The following is a 20087-nucleotide window of genomic DNA, read 5'->3' on the forward strand; positions in this document are numbered from 1 at the left end:
CGATCGCGAAACATTAATAGATATTACCGCAAGCGGCCATTCCTCGGCAGCCGCGATGGTGACGTTTTGAGTATTTATGTATGGGATTCGATGACTGCTTCGGCTTGCAGGGCGATCGACCTAATCTCTGCCATCCTCAAGCAAAGGTCTGTTTGCTACAAATTGCTTGACACGATTCACTAATAAATAGCACGACAAGCCAGCGAGTCCTGCTATTACAATTACCCTTAACTGCTTGAGTACAAATAGCAAAGAGTGGGAAAATGACAGTTGCATCGCCTGGTTGTCGCCGTAAATTTGAGTATCTATTGGCTTAAAGGTGTAAAGTAAAGCATTTAAAAATGAACTCGGACGCTGTTTGTCAACCCCTACAAAAGGATTATTTACGCCGACAAAAGAGATTACAATCGACATACAGCTCACAATTATAAAAGCTTTTCTTAACATCTTGGAGCTTTTTACCTCCTGGCTGATTTGAGCTAGCGGTAGGCACAGCAAAAACATGAGATTGGCATACCACCTGACTCCGTAAGAATACCCGCTATAATTGTTAGAACGCAGAATGTACATCAGGACGTAGGCGGATGATGCCAAAAAAATTAATAGATACTCTTGGCGATATTTGAATTCTTTATTTTGGAAAACTTTCACAAACCCCCAAATAGAAAATACCACGATAGGAGTATAGGAAATCAAGCCTCGATGACCTATTATCATGTGAAAAGCATAATACAGCAGGGCCGAAAAATTAGAGTGATATGCTAAGCCTGAAAGGTTTGTGCGATCGAACATAGAGCCTGGATATTCCCACAGGGATGAATTCATGGAAGGCGGGCGCAGGCTGCCAGACGTGTAAAGATTTAACTGAAAGTAAATCACCAGAACTGAACCGCAAGCTAAAGCAAAAACTATCTTTGATTTCAGCGGTTTATTGAAAAAGCTGACAGCAAGAAACGGGACAAAAATAAAAGCTACTACATCAATGCTGCCAGCCAGTGTGATCAACAGACCTGAGAGCAGAGAATATCTAACACTTTCTTTTACCTTGAGCAAATAGTAAAACCCTGCCACCAGTAGACTTCCACTAATGACATGATTGCTGAATACGGTTGAATAAGGCAACAGCAGAGTTCCCGTCCCAGCAATTATTAAAAGTACATTTATCCATGTTTCCTCTACTGCCAAAAGGTTGAAAATTTTGTATAAATAAATCATGCCCGTGGCTGTAGCTACTCCCACAACTAAAATTATCAGTAGGGTAATAGCGAGCCTATATTGGTTGCTAAAAGAAATACCACATGCCTTCAGCAGAGCGTAGAAAAATGAACCGTATATAGATAGAATAGGAGGCTTGTCAGAGTAGAAGTGACCTTGGTAGAAGTATTTATCTATAGTCCACACGAATCTGGAATTGTCAATAATGAAGGTATGGAAATCTACGAGAGATTCAATCGTGGCTAACCTCGAAGCATCGTTGTGGCTTGCTACTGGTCTTGTCAGTAGGGCAAATAGACCTAAAAAGGCTGAAAATATTTGCCATTCTTTTTGAATTTTCATACTCTCTCTCTAGTTTAAGGTATTCAACAATAGCAGCTAGCTAACTGAACTCCAAGAGGCTGCAACTTTTTTTAGCACCATCGCACATAAGTCGGAATTTGTCACCTCAATTGTAACGAGTTCTTAACAAATTACTTCGATTCGATGACTGCTTCGGCTTGCAGGGCGATCGACCTCAATTTATCCAATGTATCCTGGTTCGCACTCTGCCACAACCCCCGCTGACGAGCTTCTAGCAATCTTTCCGCCATATCTCGCAGTGCCCAAGGATTGTTTTCTTGAATAAATGTCTGCACTTTCTCATCAAAAATGTAAGCCTCTGCGATTCCTTCATACATAAAATCCTCTACACAATTTGCCGTAGCATCGTAAGCGAACAAAAAATCAACAGTTGCCGCAATTTCAAAAGCACCTTTATAACCGTGTCGCATCGCACCTTCTATCCATTTGGGATTCACAGCCCTACTGCGATAAACCCGCGCAATTTCTTCTCGCAGTTGCCGGACTTTCGGATTTTCGGGAATTGAATTATCTCCGAAATAGGTTTCAGGATTTTTGCCTTGCAAATTGCGAATTGCGGCCGTCATTCCGCCTTGGAATTGATAATAATCGTCCGAGTCGAGGATGTCGTGTTCGCGGTTGTCTTGGTTTTGCAGAACTATTTGCATTTGGCCGAGGCGTTGTTCAAATGCTTCGGGTGCAGAACATCCCCATTCACTCTGTTTAAGTCCTGCTACATCTCCCGGCAAATTTGAGGAACTAGAGGAGGTATAGGCGTAACTGCTCCAATTAATGTAAGCTTTTGCTAAATCGCTGTCGTCTGTCCAGTTTTGAGCTTCAATTATGCCTTGAAGTCCTGCGCCGTAAGCACCTGGTTTTGAGCCAAAGACTCGAAATTGCGATCGCCCTTGCGCCTCTTCCTGACTCAAACCTGTAGATTCCCAATACAAAATCTCTTCCTTAACTTGTGCTGCTAAAGGGTTATTTTCTGCAGATTCGTCTAAATCTGCCACAGCTTTTACCGCACTGTCAAACAAATCAATTAAATTAAAAAAAGCATCGCGGAAAAAGCCAGAAATTCGCAAAGTAACATCAACGCGCGGCCGCCCCAAAACAGAAACTGGCAAGATTTCAAAATCTACAACCCGGCGCGAAGGGCCATCCCAAACTGGTTGAACTCCTATCAATGCTAGGGCTTCGGCGATGTCGTCTCCCCCCGTCCGCATGGTGGATGTTCCCCACACTGACAAACCCAAAGTTTTCGGATATTCGCCGTTTTCTTGGGTGTATCTTTCGATTAAAGTTTCCGCAGCAACTCTGCCAACTCTCCAGGCGGTTTCTGTGGGAATGGCGCGGATATCTACTGAGTAAAAATTCCGACCTGTGGGCAATACATCTGGTCGGCCACGAGTGGGCGCGCCGGATGCGCCGCTGGGTATGTGCCGCCCATCTAGTCCGCGCAAAAGGTTGGTAATTTCTTGGTTTGTTTGGATGAGTGAAGGTAAAAGATAGTTATTGATCCAGTTTAATTCTTGTTGGGTGGCTTCTCCAATTTGCGGATTTGTAACCGCAGATAAACGCGGATTAACGCGGATGTTTTCGATTAAGTTATCTACTAATTCAGCGGCTTTTTCTTCGAGTTCTGCTGTTAAATCGCCTGCTGTGCGGTGCTGAATTATCGACATTGGATCGCAGGTTAAGGGGTCGAAATCGTAGCCTGAGTCTTCTGCTAGGGCGCGGGTTAAGCCCGATCGCCCGTTGGTGGGATGGCGGGCGATCGCAATTATCAAATCTCTCAACTGTCTACCTTCGGGACACTGACCGAAAATGTGCAATCCGTCACGAATTTGGGATTCTTTGAGTTCGCAAAGATAGCCGTCGGTGCGGGTAATAAATTCTGTAAATTCCGATTTATTTAGTTGTATTCCTAAGTCTTTATCTAAGTTTTCTTTGTTGGTGAGGGCGAGAATGCGATCGCGAATCATAGGCAATCTGGACGGATCTAAACTTTGGGCTTCACAATACTCATCAATTAAGGTTTCCAACTGCTGCAAAGGCCCGTAGAGTTCGGCGCGAGTCATCGGCGGTGTCAGGTGGTCGATAATCACAGCTTGCGATCGTCTTTTTGCTTGGGAACCTTCCCCCGGATCGTTGACAATGAAGGGATAAAAATTCGGCATTGCGCCTAATGCTACTTCTGGATAACATTTGTTAGACAATGCTATACTTTTACCGGGAAGCCATTCTAAATTGCCGTGTTTTCCAGCATGAATTATAGCGTCAATCCCCAACTTTTCTCGCAGCCAATAATAGTAAGCTAGATAATTGTGAGTGGGTTCTAAGTCTGGGGCGTGATAATTTAACGCGGGGTCAATTTCATATCCCCGCGATGGTTGAATTCCTACAAATACATTACCGAAATGAATTCCCGGAATCGGAAAAGACCTATTGTTACTTATAAAATCTTGTGCATAGCTTCCCGGAAGCCCCCATCTTTTACAAATCCCCTCTTGCACTTCCTGCGGCAAACTAGCAAAATATTCTTCATATTCGGCCAAATCCAAAGATTGATGAACAGGCCGCAATTCGCGTCCTTCCGGGTCATTTGTCACGCCAGAAGTCAGGAGTTCAATTAACTCGTTGCCGCTAGCGGGGATGTTTTCAATTTGATAGCCAGCTTGCTGCATAGCTTTGAGGATTTCGACACAGCTAGCGGGTGTATCTAAGCCGACGCCGTTAGCTAAGCGGGCGTTGCGAGTGGGGTAATTTGCGAGAATTATGGCGATGCGTCTGTTGGCTGCTGGGGTTTGTTTCATTTTCACCCAATTCGCGGTTAAATCTGCTACAAATTGAATGCGATCGCCCGCTGCTACATAGCCTACTACATCTGTTTCTAATTCGCTGTTCCAAGTCTGTACGGCTTTAAAAGAAACAGCCCTAGTAATGATTTTTCCGTCTACTTCTGGCAATGCTACATTCATCGCCACATCGCGGGGCGAAAGTCCCTGAAGTTCCGTTTCCCACTGTTCCAAACCGCCGCCGCTGAAGATTGCTTGCAATACGGGAACGTCTAAGGATTTTAAGCTGTTTTGTTCCGGTTCTTGATTGCTGAAACCGGAGACTGCAAAACTGGTTGTGTTGATGAGTAATTGAATTGGTTCGGAGTCTTTTGGTTGGAAATATTCCAGCAATTCTACTTGCAAATCTGGTTCGCGCAGGGATGAAACAAATACGGGGACTGGGAGTAATTTTCTTTCAGATAGTGCTTGACAAATAGAGTCGAGCGGTGCTAAATTTCCCGATAGATAATGAGCGCGATAAAATAAAATTCCGACTTTAGCTAGTGGTGGTAAGTCTGCTAAATTACCTGGAAACTCAGGGGATAGTCGATCGATTAATAAATTGGTTGTATTATCATTAGCTGTATGAGTTACAATCGATACAGAGGCTTTTGAGCTGCGTTCCCAGGCAGCTCCTGGAAATGAGTCAAATCCTAAAGGAGCGGTAGCACGGGCTTCTGACCCGTCTTCCCCGCGCCCGATCCAATCATAAATTCCGACGCGGGAAACTGTTTGAGGGAGGGGCGGATTATAAGCAGTTTTCAGGCAAGTATCGGCGGCAAATTTGAGTGCGTTAACAAAGTTTTGAACTCCGCCTTCTGTGAAGTAGCGCCACAGTTTATTGACTGCTGATAGCGATACATTGGAATGGCTAATTAAATCAGGATCGGGACTGTCTTCTCCCGGCATTACAATTAGTGATGCGTTAGTTTTCTGCACAGTTTCCCGCAGAATTTCTAACCCGTAAGACCAATAAGAACGCCCTCCTAACAGCCTTAAAATTATTACCTCTGCGCGTTCTAAAACTTCTTCGGCATAGGTGTCAATGGTTAGTTGTTGCTGCAACTGAAGCAGATTTACTGCGCGCACTTTGGGAAAATTTGCCGGCATTTTGGATGCGGCGGCTGCGAGTGTTTGAATGTCGGTGTCCGCAGCACTAATAAATACTATTGGTGCGGGGGTTTGCTGAATAAAAATTACTCCTTCTGCTTGAGGGTTCCAACCTCCGGGTGTGGCTGCTATTTTGTGCATTAATTTCTTTTATTTTAATAAATAGTGATAGAAAGTGCGATCGCCTTGAGTATAACATGACTTATACATAAATAGAGGCTAGGGCGTGTTTCCCACCCGGACATTCCCGGCAAACCGAGAGAGGGCGGGCACGGGGAGTAGGGGTCGCACCGCCCCTACATTCGGGGGGAGAATGAGCGTTAATCGATTTTAGATTTTAGATTTTAGATTTTAGATTTACCCCACGGATAAATGCGGGGGCTTGAGGATTTTCGATTTTCGATTTTGGATTGATTCCACGGATAAATCACGTGGCGAATACCCTCAAGAAATTCGTGGTCAAAGTTCCGGAAATCTCAACCTATAAACTGATAAATAAAACTCCCAAAATCATGATTCCGGCCCCTAATAATCTTTGTTGAATATCTTTTTCCTTAAAAATGAAATGACCGAACAATACACCCATTAACACGCTAGTACGCTTAATCGCGATCACTTGCACTACCAAAGTTAATGTCAAAGCTTGCATTTGAAAAAGCACTCCAATAGCATTGAAAGACCCCATAGCAGCTAGCATTGGTAATTGTTTGAGAATTTTTCGCCCTGAATTTGGGGTTTTGTGCAATAAAACTGGCAGTAGCAAGACACTGATTGTACCAAACAAAGAGAATACCCAAAAAATAGGGGATGAATTTGTAACTCCTATTTTGTCAAAATTTGAGGCAATACTCCATAGTAATGCGACGATTAACATCAATTTGGGTCCTGGTTCATTCAGCAGTGCTTTGAATGGGGCTAAATATCCTTTTGATTTCTCTTTTATATTTAATAAATAAGAGCCTCCTACGATTAGTAAAATGCCAATATAATCAAAAAGTTGGGGATATTCACCGACAATTAACGGTGAAGTTACCAACATGAATAATGGTGTCAAAGCTACCAGCGGGAGTGTCAGGGATAAATCTGATAGTTTGATGGCTTTGATGTAGAGGAGGGATGTGACAGCGTTGATGCTACCTCCGATTAATAGGGCGAGCCAAAATTGAGAGTTTAATGTCGGAATTCCTGTATATAATACCCAGGGAATCAAAAAGATGACTGAAAAAAATGAGAGAGACCAAGCGACGACATATTCGTCACTTTTTTTGAGGTTTTGTTTCCCAAAAACGTCTTTGACGGCTTCAAAAAAAGCGGTCAAGAGTCCTAAAATTAACCAAGTCATCCTAAATATGCGCTCCTGACTCGCTCGTCGTTTAGCAACTCCGCTCCCATACCTGTGAGAGTAATGTTACCAGCTTCTAGCACGTAACCCCGATCGGCAATTTGCAGTGCTAAACTGGCGTTTTGTTCGACTAAAAGGATTGTAACGCCTGTGGAACGCAGGTTGTGAATAATTCCGAAAATTTCTTTGACGATCGCGGGTGCTAAGCCTAAACTAGGCTCGTCTAATAGTAGCAGTTTGGGGCGCGACATCAACGCGCGGGCGATCGCCAACATTTGCTGTTCCCCACCGCTGAGAGTTCCTGCTAGCTGGCGGCGTCTTTCTGCTAGGCGCGGAAATATCTCAAATTGGCGCTCTAAATCGGCTTTTACTGCCGCCGAGTCCGATCGAATATAGGCCCCTAATTCTAAGTTAGTTAACACCGTTTGCTGCGCCAAAACCCGCCGCCCTTCTGGGCTATGGGCGATTCCCAATTTCACAACTTCGTGAGCTTGACGGCGGCTAATGTCGCGCCCGTTATAAATAATTTGTCCTTGTCGCAAATTAACTATTTTAGAAATCGCTCTCAATGTGGTACTTTTGCCCGCACCGTTGGCACCGATGAGACTGACAACCTCGCCTGCATTAATCGTGAGATTAATATTTTGTATGGCTTGAATGCCACCATAATTTACAGAAAGATTCTTGAGTTCTAAGAGGATATTTTGAGATATTTTGGGTGGGCTATCGTGCATTTTCTGTGACTTTGAGTTTGAGGTACATTGCGATTTAATGTTGGGTGGGGGCGGGTTTATGAGATTGTTATTTTTAGGCAATTATTGTCGGTGAACCCGCCCCTACAGAATGTGTAATAATGGTGCAATATGTGATTTTTTAATATTACTCTTAGTCCGCGTAGGCGGACATTGTTTGTGTAGACGCGATTTCCAATCGCCGGGTTTCCTTAGTTATTTTTCATCTCCCAAATAAGCCTCAATCACAGCCGGGTCATTCCTCACAACAGCAGGCTCGCCCAAGGCAATAAGCTGACCGAAATGCAAGACGGCAATGCGCTCGCACAATCCCATAACTAGCGGTACATGATGCTCGATCAATATTACAGTTAAATTGAATTGTTGGCGCACTTCGCGGATAAATTCGCTTAATTTGTGCTTTTCATTGGGATTCATCCCCGCTGCCGGTTCATCTAACAAGAGTATTTGCGGTTCTAGGGCTAAAGCGCGGGCAATTTCTAAGCGCCTCTGGTCGCCGTAGGACAAGTTTTTGGCTTGTTCGCCCGCGCGATCGCCCAATCCGACTAAATCCAACAATTCTAAGGCTTTTCGCTGGGTTTTGCGTTCCATTGCGTTAGATGCTGGCAAGCCGAAAATCCCCGCCAGCACCGATAAAACTGGATTGCCCGATCGACTGTGGATGTGTCGGGCGATCGCCACATTTTCCACCGCAGAAAGTTCCCCAAATAACCGGATATTTTGAAAAGTTCTGGCAATACCTTTATTGGCAATTTGATAAGGCTTCAATTGGGAAATATTTTCATTTTGATAAATCAGGTTGCCACTAGAAGCAGGTATCAGTCCAGTCATTAGATTAAATAGAGTTGTCTTGCCCGCGCCGTTAGGGCCGATTAATCCAAAAATTTCGTGTTTTTGAACTGTGAAAGATACGTCGTTTACCGCAATTAAACCACCAAAACGACGAGTTAATCCTTTGGCTGCTAAAACAGGATTGCTTGTTGAGAGGGTAAGGGGTTCGGAAATCATAAACACATCATAGAACGAATATAAGATATCTCATTATGCCTTAGACTGCCGAATGTTCTTAAAGTCCCCCTTTTTAAGCAGTATTTAGGGCGATTTCACCACGGACAAGCACAAATTTAGATGCCCCGGAGTCCTGAAACAGTTTGATGAGAATGTATACACAATTATTCAAATGGCTGAGACGGCTCATCAAACACAAGGATTCTAGCCCATGACGAAGCACTGCCGACAAAGATTAGCTGCCGTAATTGCCCTCTCGTTTCTATCTTTCACATCGCCTTTGCTGTTGACTCGCAATGCTGCGGCTGAAATTGAGGACGAACCCACAGCTAATCCCAAACAGATTGCCTCCCTCACCGACAAGTTAAAGACTAACGATGAAACGGCACTTGATGCAGCTATTAAGCTGTTACGAAAAATAGGTGAACCCGCCATCCCTGATTGGATGGAAGCTTTGCAGGATCAGAATTTGTCAGTCGGCCAGAGTGCTGCTGAGGTTCTAATACCAATTCGTCTTCCTGCTATTCCTGCCTTTGTCAAAACCTTGAAAGACTCAGATGTGTCGGTGGGTGCAGAAGCTAAAATTGCACTGCCGCAGCTAATTCTGTTGCTGAAAGACTCCGATGCAACTGTGCGTAGCCGTGCAGACTATGCTTTGGGCATGATGGGTGCAGAAGCTAAAACTGCTGTGCCGCAGCTAATTCTGTTGCTGAAAGACTCCGATGCCACTGTGCGTAGCCGTGCAGCCAATGCTTTGGGAAGGATGGGTGCAGAAGCTAAAACTGTTGTGCCGCAGCTAATTCTGTTGCTGAAAGACTCCGATGCCACTGTGCGTAGCCGTGCAGACTATGCTTTGGCAAGGATGCGTGCAGAAGTTAAAACTGCTGTGCCACAGCTAATTTCCCTGCTTCAAGACTCAGATGCAACTGTGCGTAATAGTGCAGCCTCTGCTTTGGGGATGATTGGTGCAGAAGCTAAAACTGCACTGCCGCAGCTAATTGTCTTGCTGAAAGACTCCAATCCAAATGTGCGTAGTAGTACAGCCTCTGCTTTGAATAAAATCCGTGCAAAAGCTTAAACTGCACTGCCGCAGCTAATTGTCTTGCTGAAAGACTCCAATCCAAATGTGCGTAGGTAGTGCAGCCTCTGCTTTGAGGATGATTGGTGCAGAAGCTAAAACTGTTGTGCCGCAGCTAGTTCCGCTGCTGAAAGACTCCGATGCCAATCTGCGTAGTAGTGCAGCCTCTGCTTTGGAAAGTATGGGTGCAGAAGCTAAAACTGTTGTGCCGCAGCTAGTTCCGCTGCTGAAAGACTCCGATGCAAATGTGCGTAGCCCTGTGGCCCCTGTCTTGCTAAGTATTGCTCTTCACCTTCAAGAAAAAGCAAAGACGCTAACTTCACCGGAGTTAAATCAGGCTGTATCAAACCTAGAATCAGCCTTAAAAATTTTGGATGAACCTAAAGCTAATTTGTCACAAACAACGATCGCAAATCTCCGTGTATATAGCGGTTCTCAAGCGTGGTGAGGTATGCCCTATGCCCTATGCCCTATGCCCTATGCCCTATGCCCTATGCCCTATGCCCATGAGTACCTCATATGAGAGCTCGAAAGGCTATACATCAATGATCTCAAAGCTGAACAAAGCAATCGCCCCTTCATCAAATCACTTCCCAAAAATCCCTACATCTGGGGAATTTACATATTTGTCCTCTTGGGAAACTTGGCCATCAAGCCACTGCGGCTGCTCAAAATCTAGGAAACCTTAAAACCGAAATAGCCGGCGACAGAAACATCACCGTTTTGCTAGCCAAACTCTCTGGCAACCCATTCATTGCAAAGAAAGAAGGCACAACAAACGGCAAGTTACCAGCTAATTTTTTTGAGTTAAGGCTGCACTATTTAAACCAAATAAACCGCAGCGTAACAGAGGATAAACTCACCGATTTCACCACGATATATTAACGGCCAAGATGAGAGTTAATGGCAAGATTTGTTGAAGGTAGCCGCCTCCCCAAATTCATCAGAAGAGATCGCAGGCTTTTTGTTAGCAGTGAAAAATTGCTATCTCGATAAAATTCCCGGTGCAGAAGATACCGACTTTCTGCAGCAAGACATCGCATCGCGCTATAATATTACAATTACCGTAGGGCCTGAATCTCCTGAACATCTCGCAGGGATAATTGTATAACAATGTACATACCAGATTCGCAATCTTCCCCAAGAAAAGTGCTGCCGACGATGTACGATCTACCCAGTGAAGACCCGGAGGAGCCTGGTTTGCCTGACGAATATCACCGGTGGCAAGCACAACTTTTGTGCGATAGCTGCCTCCCCTCTAATTATCCACCCGATCGCCTCTTCTCGGCCAGCGATCTCAATCTATACTACGACTCCAACCATCCCAATTGGTACAAAAGACCCGATTGGTATTTAGTTGTGGGGGTTTCGAGATTTTACCAAGACAGAGACTTGCGCCAAAGTTACGTGATTTGGGACGAAGCAATAACTCCTTTAATTGCGATCGAGTTTCTGTCACCTGGTACGGAAGATGAAGATTTAGGACTGACAGAATCAGAACCAAACAAACCGCCGACTAAGTGGCAGGTTTACGAAAGAATTTTGAAGATTCCTTATTACTTTGTTTTTAGCAAATACAACAACCAATTGAGGGTATTTCGGTTAATTGGCAACCGTTACCGCGAACAATTGTTAACAGGTTCTCGATTTTGGATACCGGAAATACAGTTAAGTTTGGGTTTGTGGGAAGGTGCTTTCCTGCACAATCAAAGGTTGTGGTTGCGCTGGTATGATATTAATGGCAATTTGATTCTGACTCCAGAAGAATTTGAAAGACAGCGAGCTCAATTGGAAAGCCAACGAGCCGAGTTTGAAAGGCAGCAAGCTGAAATTGAAAGACAGCAAGCTGAATCAGAAAGGCAACGAGCCGAGTTTGAAAGGCAACGAGCTGAATCAGAAAGAGAGCGAGCAAATCGTTTAGCCGATCGACTGCGAGCAATGGGCATTAATCCAGATGAGCTGTAAAATTAAATAGCAGCATGAAATTGTGCAAGCTGCAAGCGCTGTCGATAAAAACTTATTAACTAAAAATAAATTATGCCTGAATCTACCTCATTGCGCGATCGCTACCTAGCACTAATCGACAAAATTGTCGAAATCACCCTCAAAGGTCAAATTCGCTCCAAAGAACAAGTTTATCAAATGCTGGTGCAAGACATTAGTACCGGTACTGGCGAAATCTTTGAACGCTGTTTCGGCGAACGCCTTGATGCCGCCGAAAATCAACTCAGAAATGAAAAAGACGAAATCAAACAAGCAAAGGCAAATCGCAGCCTCCGAGCTCTCAAAACCATCCAAGGAGAATGGGAACGCTGGCAGAAAGATAACCGCGTCGATCGCGAAATTGCATCGTCAATCCAACAAATCGTTAATGCCGAATCTAACGCCCGCCTCCTGGCATTATTGCAAGTAATCGATCCGAATAAAGAACATCCGCTGACTCTCGATCAATTGCAGCAATTAGCCAAATCTCTGCACCAACAAATGCTGCAAACTTCTAATCCCGAAACCGAACAAGATTTGCAGCAAATCACCGCCGGCATCGCCAAAGGTTTAGAATCTTGGCAGCGTTTGGAACCGGAACTTGTGGGCTGGATTTATCAGCCGCAGCAGCTAGGATTTGCAGGTAGTCCCGAACAAAATGGGCCTTGGGCTTTTTGGGCAAAAAAAGTTAACAGTCCCTTTCCCCAGGCTCTTTTGAATACTATTGCGCTCGGTGAATCTGTAGTTCAATTCGCAGCCCAGCAATCGAATTTAGATTTAGGCATATTGGTGGAAGTGGCGATTATTTTGCAGTGCTTGCAGCGGGCGTTGGCGACATGGTTTGACAAGCAAGTTTACGATTCCAAAGTGTCAACAAAAGCTTCAATTTCTACTTACATTACTTTTGCGGTAATTTGGAGTCAGCTAGCTAGTGGGTTTAATAATTCTACCAAGAGCGGGGAGCAGTTGGCAAATGCTTGTTTTCAAGTAACTTTGCAAATTTTGCGCGCTTTTTCTCAGCGAGAATATTTTCCGCTTTACGGCGGGATTTTTGCTTCCTTTGATGGTAAAGCTCTGCGTCATACTTTGGATTATTTAGACGAACCGCTGCGCCGAGTTGAAGGCACTCAAGCGAAAGCTCGGATTCTGACGCTTTTGGGTTATTCGATGCAGGCGGCTGGGGCCTACGAGCGCTCGCTCTTGCTGCACAAGCAAGCGCTGGAAATTGCCCGTACCGAAGGAGACAAAGCTTGCGAAGTTGCCAATCTCAATCACATCAGCCGCAACTATGTTGCTCAAAAAAATTATCAGGAAGCGATTAATTACAGCCAGCGGGCTTTAATTATGGCACGACAAGCGGGAGAGCGACAAGGCGAGGCAAATGCTCTGGCTAATTTGGGTTACAGTGAAGTGTTTCAAGCGCGGCAGTTGGAGGAAGTGGAACCAGAGGTTTATGAGAGTGCGATCGGTTATTTGGAACAAGGTTTGTTGCTATCGGAAAGATTGGGAGACAGGCAAAGTCAAGCTTTTTGTTCCAGCAGTCTCGGTATTGCTAAAATCGCCCTGGAAAATGCTGAAGGTGCGATCGAATATTTGCTCAAAGGTTGGCAAGCGGCTCAATTCTCAGGGGATTTATATTTGCAAGGTCTGAATTTGGCTTACTTGGCTCAAGCTTATTACAGAATCAACTCACTAGAAAAAGCGATATTTGCGGGCAGTTTGGGGATGTATACTTTGGAGCAAATTGGTGCGATGGAGTGGCGTCAATCGGCTGGTTTGTTGACAATTTTGCGTGGTCAAATGGGGGCGGAATCTTTTAAACAAGCTTTGGCGAAAAGTCGAGGGAATATCATTCCGGCGATCGGTGTTGATGGCTACGATTACATCCCGGAGTTGTTGGAAAAATATCAGCAATCTATTTAATATCAAAATCGCTCGGCGGTTGAAACCGCTACTATACAAACGAAGTCCGCCTACGCGGACTAAGAAATTCTTCAGTCCGCGCAGGCGGACTTTGTATGTGTAGCCGCGATTTCAATCGCCGGGAATTATCATATCATGTCCGATCGATTAACCATAATATCCCGGTCGGGGCGGGTTTTTGAGATGGTCAATTATTAGTAGGTATTGTTGGTGAACCCGCCCCTACAAAAACCGCGGTCGCTCGACCGGACATGATATCACTCATTCTCCAGTTTAAAATCGAGGCCATTACTACCTCTAAATACCTTGACGAGAACTGGTTCTTGACCTTGGCGCTCACCGTTAACAAAACGGAGTGGACTTCCTGAAGTTTCATTTGCTGTAAGATTAATAGATTTGAGGTTTTTCAATACAGCATCGCGGGAGGGTTTTTGAGCCACAGGCAGAGCTTTAATTAAAGCTTGAGTCGCATCATAACTGGTTGCTGTGCGCCAGCTAACATTCCCTTTCCATCTTTCCTTAGCTTCAGCAGCAAATGTTTTTGAATTTTTTTGATCTCGAAACCAAGGTACAGCTAAAACCAAACCTTCAACAGCCTTTCCGCCTTCTAAAATCTGTGGATTGTACAAAGCATCCCCTCCAAGTAGCTGTAGCTTTTTGGTTCCAGACTGGCTTAGTTTTTCCTGGGCGCTGGCAATTTCAATGGCCACAGAAATTCTCTCTGTGTCTGGCAACAATACAGATGCATTAGCTTGATTATTAAGCATTGTTGCAACTACGCCAGAAGCATCCAGTGCAGGATAGGTCAAATCAATCGGATCTCCTACAACTTCTCTACCTTCTTTTTCAAAAGAGTCTTTAAACGCCTTTGTTATGCTCCCACTATATGTACTCTTAGGGTTATTGCAAATACCAACTTTTTTGTAGTTGTTGTTTATGGCATAACTCGCTAATTTTTTAGCAGTTTCTGTGTCGTTCGGCACGGTTCTGAAAAAAACCTGACTCTCCGGTTTAGCGCTAATGAGTGTAGTGCTAGTGCTAGTGGGGGAGATTATAGCTAGCTTACCTTTTTGATACTCAGGGAGTGCAGCTTCCGTAACTTTACTGGTATTGTGTCCAATCACTCCCATAATATCTTGGTTTTTTATGAGCTTTTTAGCAACTTCTTCTGCTTTCTTGGGGTCATTCCCATCCTTAGCTATTAGAATCTTCAAGAATCGGTTCTGTTTTTTGTCGTTGAATTTATATTGTGCTTGTGCAACTCCTCGCAAGATTTCCTGAGCGATTTCGTCTTTACTATCCAGAGGTACAACTACTGCAAGAGTGACTAATTCTTTCTTTTCCTTGTTTCCTGATTTCTCCTCTTTCAAGGCTTTGGCATTATTGAAATAAATTTCTACTTCTGGATCTTTACGATCAGCTATTCTCGCTTTTTCAAAAAACCTATAAGCTTCTTCATAATTAGGTTTGTTGAAAGCTTCAATACCTTTATCTCGATTAGCATTTTCAATGCCCTTAAAGAGAGTCCGCTCACCTTCGCTAGATAATAGCTCATTCACATCTTGAATATGCCGCCAAACCCAGTAGCCAAACCCACCCGTACCCACAAGCACAAGCAAGAAAATTACACTACCAATCCATAACTTCCGATTTTTTTCCTTTTTCCATTTTAGGCTTGCATTTATAAATTCCTCGTCTTGTGAGGTTAATGTTTTACCCTCAAGCCATGTGAGTGCCTCATTTAACTTTTTTCCTCGCAACAGTTTAGATGGGGGTCGATGATTAGCAAGCCATTGCGTTATTTCTTGTTGGTAAGGTCGCCTATCCAGTAGCTGATTCTCAACCCATTTAAGATTAAAAATAAGCTGGTAAATAGGATTGTAAACTTTTAATTTTTTATCTTGTTTAACAATCAACCCTGATAACAGCAATTCTTGGTGTTCATCACTGGCATCGGCAATAATTTCTTTGTTTTGTAAAATTTGCTGATATAGCCCTAGCAATAGACCACTTTGCGGACTGGAGAAGGAGTTAATAATGCGATGGCGTATAGTCCTCAAATGGTACGTGTCATCCTGGTCTTCCCAGTTTTGGACAATCCGCTGTTGCACCAACTGTTCAACCCCCGATGCCTCCATACCATTTGTTATAAGTTTGCAAAGTTTTTGGGTAAGAAAAGGTTGCCCACCCGTCCAAGCTAAGACCTCTTTCAGCACCGCTTGGGGATTACTAACTTTCTTCTCTAATTCCCGAAGCAAAGGTTCAGCTTCCTCCAGATGAAAGCCGTTAAGCTCAATAGCCGTACCAATATTAAACGAGGTGATCTTTGGATCTGCGATCAATTCTGAGATAGTAGCTACCCCTAACAGCACGAAAGTTATACGCTTGAATTCTGGTTGACTAGCCCCTTGGTTAGAACAACTTCGGATCAATGCGAAAAAATCATCTAGCTTGCCATTGAGGCTATTACTGAGCACAGAGTCGATTTCATCTACAAAAATGACAATCTTGTTGGGATGAGGAACCAATTTCTCTTCAATAAATTTTCTCAATCGATACACCGCCGACTGTTCACGATAAAGATTGCACCAGCTAGTGACATTAAAATCGGGGGGATTTATGCGTGTTGCCAGACGATCGATCACCGTTGCATACCATTGATCTATTGTGATATCCTTGCCGATCATATTAAGGTCAATATCAATACAATCAAACCCTTGTGTTTCCAACCGTTGGATTGTTCTCACTTTCAAACTTGATTTGCCAGTTTGTCGCGGACTCAAGACATAACAAAAATTTCCTGAGATCAATGCTTTGTATAAGCTTTCATCTGCCTCACGCTCGACGTATGTGGGCGAATTTAGGGGTAAATTTCCTGATAATTCGTACATCAATTAATTCTCCAATTACTGTGAAAGACTGTTGATACAAATCATGCAAATGTGAAACCTCATTGTCTCGCTTCTGGCTATAAAAAATTAATTACTACTCCTACAGAAAAAGGCGGATTGTGGTCTTGAGAATACACAATTACCAACCGCAGTTTTTTCCAAATCTTGTTGTTTGCAGCCTTATTACGCCAAGCTTTCAGCAATCGAAAAAAGTCGTCATCGCTCGCTCGATCTTCAAGAATCAACTCCACGTTATACAAGACCAAGACAAGGGCGGTTGGGATTTTCGGTAACAGGTATTTTTCAAAATAGTCAGTACAGTTCATGTTGCTCGATCTTTCTCCCTGCCAAGACTCAGCTAGTGTATTTTGTAGCTGAAGTTCCGACGTAATTTGGGCACAGAACCACTGCAATAACTGATCTGAGTGGGTTAAATCATTGTTTGCCCACTGAAAGTTCACGCGAACTGCTTTATAGTTTTTCGGAGTGTGAACCTTGATAATTTCATTGGGTATTAAATAGATTGTGGCCCTGGGTCTGGAAGTTTTTACGCATATTAATGCCCCTGGTTGCTCAATCGCCTGATAAAGTTGTGAGCGTACAACTGATGCTTCTGGGGGAATTGATTGAGGACTACGCGGATCAATTGCTGGTAGTGTGGGTGGAACTGGTGACTCTATTGGTACTGTTTTTTTTTAACAGTTGTTTAATTCCCTCAAATACGCTTGTAAACGAGATTTCTGTACCAAGTTCCATCTCACAAGACAGAATCCCAGGTATAAGATGCACAGCGGCTATCAGCTTAGCTGCTGCAGGTGTCTGCTGTTCATTCAGCGTGTCGAGAATCTCCTGCAACTTCCGCATCAAGTCATCGGGATAGTTGGCACTGGATTTGTTCACAATTTCTTCAACTTTCGGGCGAACCTCAATGATGGCATTACTCGCATCCACTTCTGCCAATTCACAATAGCGTGCATCTTCTGCCAGACGCCACCAAGACTGCTCCTCCTCGTACTTGCGAATTTGCGGTAAAACTCGCTCTCGAATTTGCTGTTTGATGCTGATTGCTTGCATTGGGTCTGCAGTCATGGTGAGATCCTTTTCCATCTCGCCAAGTTTCTCGTATAGCAACTTTAAGTTTGTTTTTAACTGAGCTAACCTTTGCTTTGAGTTCATGCGAGCCTAACTCCTGTGAAATTAATGATATATCGTAGTCAGCTTCACCATTACTAGAAGCAATAGCTGCTGATACCTTGTTTTGTTTGTTACCTTAATCTTTTAGTATTATCATTGAGTCGCACAACCGATCCGGAGGGTAAAGAAATCTTTAGGCAATTCTGTGCTGACATTGGTGCGGTATTCAAAATGCGGTACCAACGGGGAAAATGCCCGATCGCTTTTCAACTATCCAACCAGCCGCCAAGGTGCGATCGAATATTTGGTCAAATCCGGGTTCGTTACTCGATCCCTCGGCGGTTGAAACCACACCCCTTGATCCCTCGGCGGTTGAAACCGCTACTATACAAACGAAGTCCGCCTACGCGGACTAAGAAATTCTTCAGTCCGCGTAGGCGGACTTTGTATGTGTAGCCGCGATTTCAATCGCCGGGAATTGATGTTTTTATACTTGCTAATAACTAATGCTCAACTATCACCGGTGTGCCAACGGCGACTTTCTCAAATAAAGCCTGTGCATCTTTGTCAAACATTCTGACACAACCGTGAGAAGCCGCCCCCCCGATCGACTCTGGGTTCGGAGTACCATGAAAACCAATCACATTCTTGCCATCCGTCCAAAACCCCATCCACCTACTCCCTAATGGATTGTCTGGCCCCGCAGGAATAAGTTCTCCTGTCCAAGGATTTTGCCAAACTGGATCTTTGATCATTTGAATAACTTTAAAATTGCCTGTAGGAGTTTCCCAGCCACCTTTTCCCACAGCAACCGGGAAACTGGTTTGCACCTTATTTTGTCGGTAAACATAGACGCGGCGTTCTCGCAATTTCAGCACTAAACGCACTTCCTCAATAGGATTTACCGCAGGCTTTGGTTCCTGGGGAATATAACGAAATGGTTCTCCCAAGGGCGGCAGTTCTGGGGCTCCGAGATTCGGCAATTGTGTCTCGGATGTGGGCCGCTGCGCTGCGATCGCACTATTACTTGAATTAGCCACAACTTCGGCCGTCGCCTGCTGCTGTATGCCCACCGACAGCGCGGCTGCACTCAAGCTAAGCACAATTAGCTTATTAAATAACAATTTGCTGTTCACCATTTTTTTGTTCGCTAAACTCCTAACCAGCAGTTCCTACAAAGTTCCTATCTAATTATCCGCCAACCGCACCCGATCCGAAAAATTTTGAGATGGCTTTTTGACCAAGAATTTCAAAGGTGATACCCGCCACGTGATTTATCCGTGGAATCAATCCCAAATCCAAAATCCTTGCATCCTCAAGCCCCCGGATTTATCCGTGGTGTCAATCTAAAATCTAAAATTTAAAATCTAAAATCGAATGACGGCAACTGCGCTGCACAGTTTTTAGTTGAAATTCCACCACCGATCACTTGTAACTCAACACAAAGCTTAGGCAATAATACCAAAACAACAAGGTTTTTATAAGCTGCTCAGTCGAGTTACGCAATAGAATGTCGTTACAAAACCCGGTTTATGCGTACATCTTGCCAGAAAATGATTAAATTTTACCTCCGACTAATTTGATTTTTTAGCAATGACCAGCGGGCGATCGAGTATTCAAACTATGGCGCTGCAGTATCCGGCAAGCACAATCTGTCTTTGGGTAGAGTTCCTCCCAGCAACAGTTAGGTCTGCGGAAAAAAACTGCTACGGTCGATCGAATAAACTCAATATATCACGGCAACACTCTAGAGATGCAAACCGCTGAACTTGTTGTAAATCGGGAACTTATGATGTAAAATTTAGTCTTTCAATACTTGTTCGATAATCTTTTTTTGAGATTGTCATAAATTTCCTACTCTGGGGATTAAACTGGATTAGGTATAGAAGTTGGGACTTTCGTGCAGCGGAAGCAAACCCAACCCTGAATAGCAGTTAATGTGAGGTTTCAATGCGTCTTCAGAACATCAAATTATTGACAGGTGCAACACTGTCGGTGCTAATTTCGGCGGTCTCAGTACATCCTGCGATGGCTAACCCTGCAACTCAAATAGCCCAAACGCAGACCACCACCACAGCAAACACTACAACCATTGTCGGTTTTGTCAAAGATATTGTCGGCGATGTAGTAACTATTCGCGAAGAAAACACGCCGTACAGGACTCTCAGGATTCAAAGATGCGTCCTGAGAATTATTGGCCTAGTACCGGGAATGAAAGTCAGAGCCACCGTCGCCGGATCTCAGATACAAAATATCGCGGTGATCCCCGATTATAAGGTCGTAGCCACAACGGTTGCTCGTCCCGCAACCCCAGCACCGGCACCGCGTCCGGCTCCAGAACCGCCACCGCGTCCGGCTCCTCGTCCGGCTCCTCGTCCGGCTCCGATGCCGGCTCCCCGTCCAATTCCGGCTCCGGCTCCTCGTCCGGCTCCTGTGAGAGGACTTTGGTAGAGCTAGGCTATACCATTT

16 protein-coding genes are annotated in these 20087 nt (G+C 44.3%); 6 read left to right on the plus strand and 10 right to left on the minus strand.

What is annotated here, in order from left to right; translation table 11 throughout:
• Positions 1-120: 120 nt before the first annotated feature.
• The 5 genes from QUA16_RS01315 to QUA16_RS01335 form a co-directional block, all read right to left on the minus strand.
• A complete protein-coding gene (locus tag QUA16_RS01315) occupies positions 121-1557 on the minus strand; it encodes a hypothetical protein (RefSeq protein WP_333101660.1) in 1437 nt (478 codons plus the stop codon).
• A 131-nt stretch (positions 1558-1688) separates the two neighbouring features.
• The gene (cobN, locus tag QUA16_RS01320; protein ID WP_333101659.1) at positions 1689-5648 is read right to left on the minus strand and encodes a cobaltochelatase subunit CobN; all 3960 of its coding nucleotides are present in this window, start codon (positions 5646-5648) and stop codon (positions 1689-1691) included.
• A gap of 340 nt (positions 5649-5988) precedes the next feature.
• Entirely contained in the window at positions 5989-6849 is an 861-nt protein-coding gene (locus tag QUA16_RS01325; RefSeq protein WP_333101658.1) for an EamA family transporter, read from the minus strand.
• Positions 6846-7583, minus strand: a complete 738-nt coding sequence (locus tag QUA16_RS01330) for an ABC transporter ATP-binding protein (protein WP_333101657.1) — start codon at positions 7581-7583, stop codon at positions 6846-6848. The genes QUA16_RS01325 and QUA16_RS01330 overlap by 4 nt, the downstream gene beginning before the upstream one ends.
• Before the next feature lie 213 nt (positions 7584-7796).
• Positions 7797-8609, minus strand: coding sequence for an ABC transporter ATP-binding protein (locus QUA16_RS01335; protein ID WP_333101656.1), 813 nt, complete (start codon positions 8607-8609; stop codon positions 7797-7799).
• 211 nt (positions 8610-8820) lie between these two features.
• On the opposite strand from QUA16_RS01335, the gene QUA16_RS01340 reads away from it, so the two are divergent.
• The 5 genes from QUA16_RS01340 to QUA16_RS01360 all read left to right on the plus strand — a co-directional run bounded on the left by QUA16_RS01340 (position 8821) and on the right by QUA16_RS01360 (position 13593).
• On the plus strand, positions 8821-9687 hold the full coding sequence (locus tag QUA16_RS01340; RefSeq protein ID WP_333101655.1) for a HEAT repeat domain-containing protein: 867 nt from the start codon (positions 8821-8823) through the stop codon (positions 9685-9687).
• A gap of 46 nt (positions 9688-9733) precedes the next feature.
• The gene (locus tag QUA16_RS01345) at positions 9734-10135 is read left to right on the plus strand and encodes a HEAT repeat domain-containing protein (protein WP_333101654.1); all 402 of its coding nucleotides are present in this window, start codon (positions 9734-9736) and stop codon (positions 10133-10135) included.
• A gap of 465 nt (positions 10136-10600) precedes the next feature.
• A complete protein-coding gene (locus QUA16_RS01350) occupies positions 10601-10798 on the plus strand; it encodes a hypothetical protein (RefSeq protein ID WP_333180981.1) in 198 nt (65 codons plus the stop codon).
• 2 nt (positions 10799-10800) lie between these two features.
• The gene (locus tag QUA16_RS01355; protein WP_333101652.1) at positions 10801-11652 is read left to right on the plus strand and encodes a Uma2 family endonuclease; all 852 of its coding nucleotides are present in this window, start codon (positions 10801-10803) and stop codon (positions 11650-11652) included.
• A 72-nt stretch (positions 11653-11724) separates the two neighbouring features.
• Positions 11725-13593: a tetratricopeptide repeat protein gene (locus QUA16_RS01360; RefSeq protein ID WP_333101650.1), complete on the plus strand. Its 1869-nt coding sequence runs from the start codon at positions 11725-11727 to the stop codon at positions 13591-13593.
• Positions 13594-13850: 257 nt separating this feature from the next.
• On the opposite strand, the gene QUA16_RS01365 is transcribed toward QUA16_RS01360, so the two are convergent.
• The 5 genes from QUA16_RS01365 to QUA16_RS01385 form a co-directional block, all read right to left on the minus strand.
• Complete coding sequence (locus QUA16_RS01365) at positions 13851-16484, minus strand: ABC transporter substrate-binding protein (RefSeq protein ID WP_333101649.1); 2634 nt, start codon at positions 16482-16484, stop codon at positions 13851-13853.
• Between the two features lie 77 nt (positions 16485-16561).
• The gene (locus QUA16_RS01370) at positions 16562-17164 is read right to left on the minus strand and encodes an AAA-like domain-containing protein (RefSeq protein WP_333180988.1); all 603 of its coding nucleotides are present in this window, start codon (positions 17162-17164) and stop codon (positions 16562-16564) included.
• A complete protein-coding gene (locus QUA16_RS01375) occupies positions 17127-17573 on the minus strand; it encodes a hypothetical protein (protein WP_333101648.1) in 447 nt (148 codons plus the stop codon). The genes QUA16_RS01370 and QUA16_RS01375 overlap by 38 nt, the downstream gene beginning before the upstream one ends.
• Positions 17574-17844: 271 nt before the next feature.
• Positions 17845-17970, minus strand: coding sequence for a hypothetical protein (locus QUA16_RS01380; RefSeq protein WP_333101647.1), 126 nt, complete (start codon positions 17968-17970; stop codon positions 17845-17847).
• Positions 17971-18121: 151 nt separating this feature from the next.
• On the minus strand, positions 18122-18757 hold the full coding sequence (locus tag QUA16_RS01385; protein WP_333101645.1) for a L,D-transpeptidase: 636 nt from the start codon (positions 18755-18757) through the stop codon (positions 18122-18124).
• A gap of 811 nt (positions 18758-19568) precedes the next feature.
• On the opposite strand from QUA16_RS01385, the gene QUA16_RS01390 reads away from it, so the two are divergent.
• Positions 19569-20069 (plus strand): autotransporter, encoded by a 501-nt coding sequence (locus tag QUA16_RS01390; RefSeq protein ID WP_333101644.1) that lies wholly within the window; start codon positions 19569-19571, stop codon positions 20067-20069.
• Positions 20070-20087 lie beyond the last annotated feature (18 nt).

This window comes from Microcoleus sp. S13_C3, from assembly GCF_036700905.1.
Taxonomy (GTDB): Bacteria; Cyanobacteriota; Cyanobacteriia; order Cyanobacteriales; family Microcoleaceae; genus Microcoleus.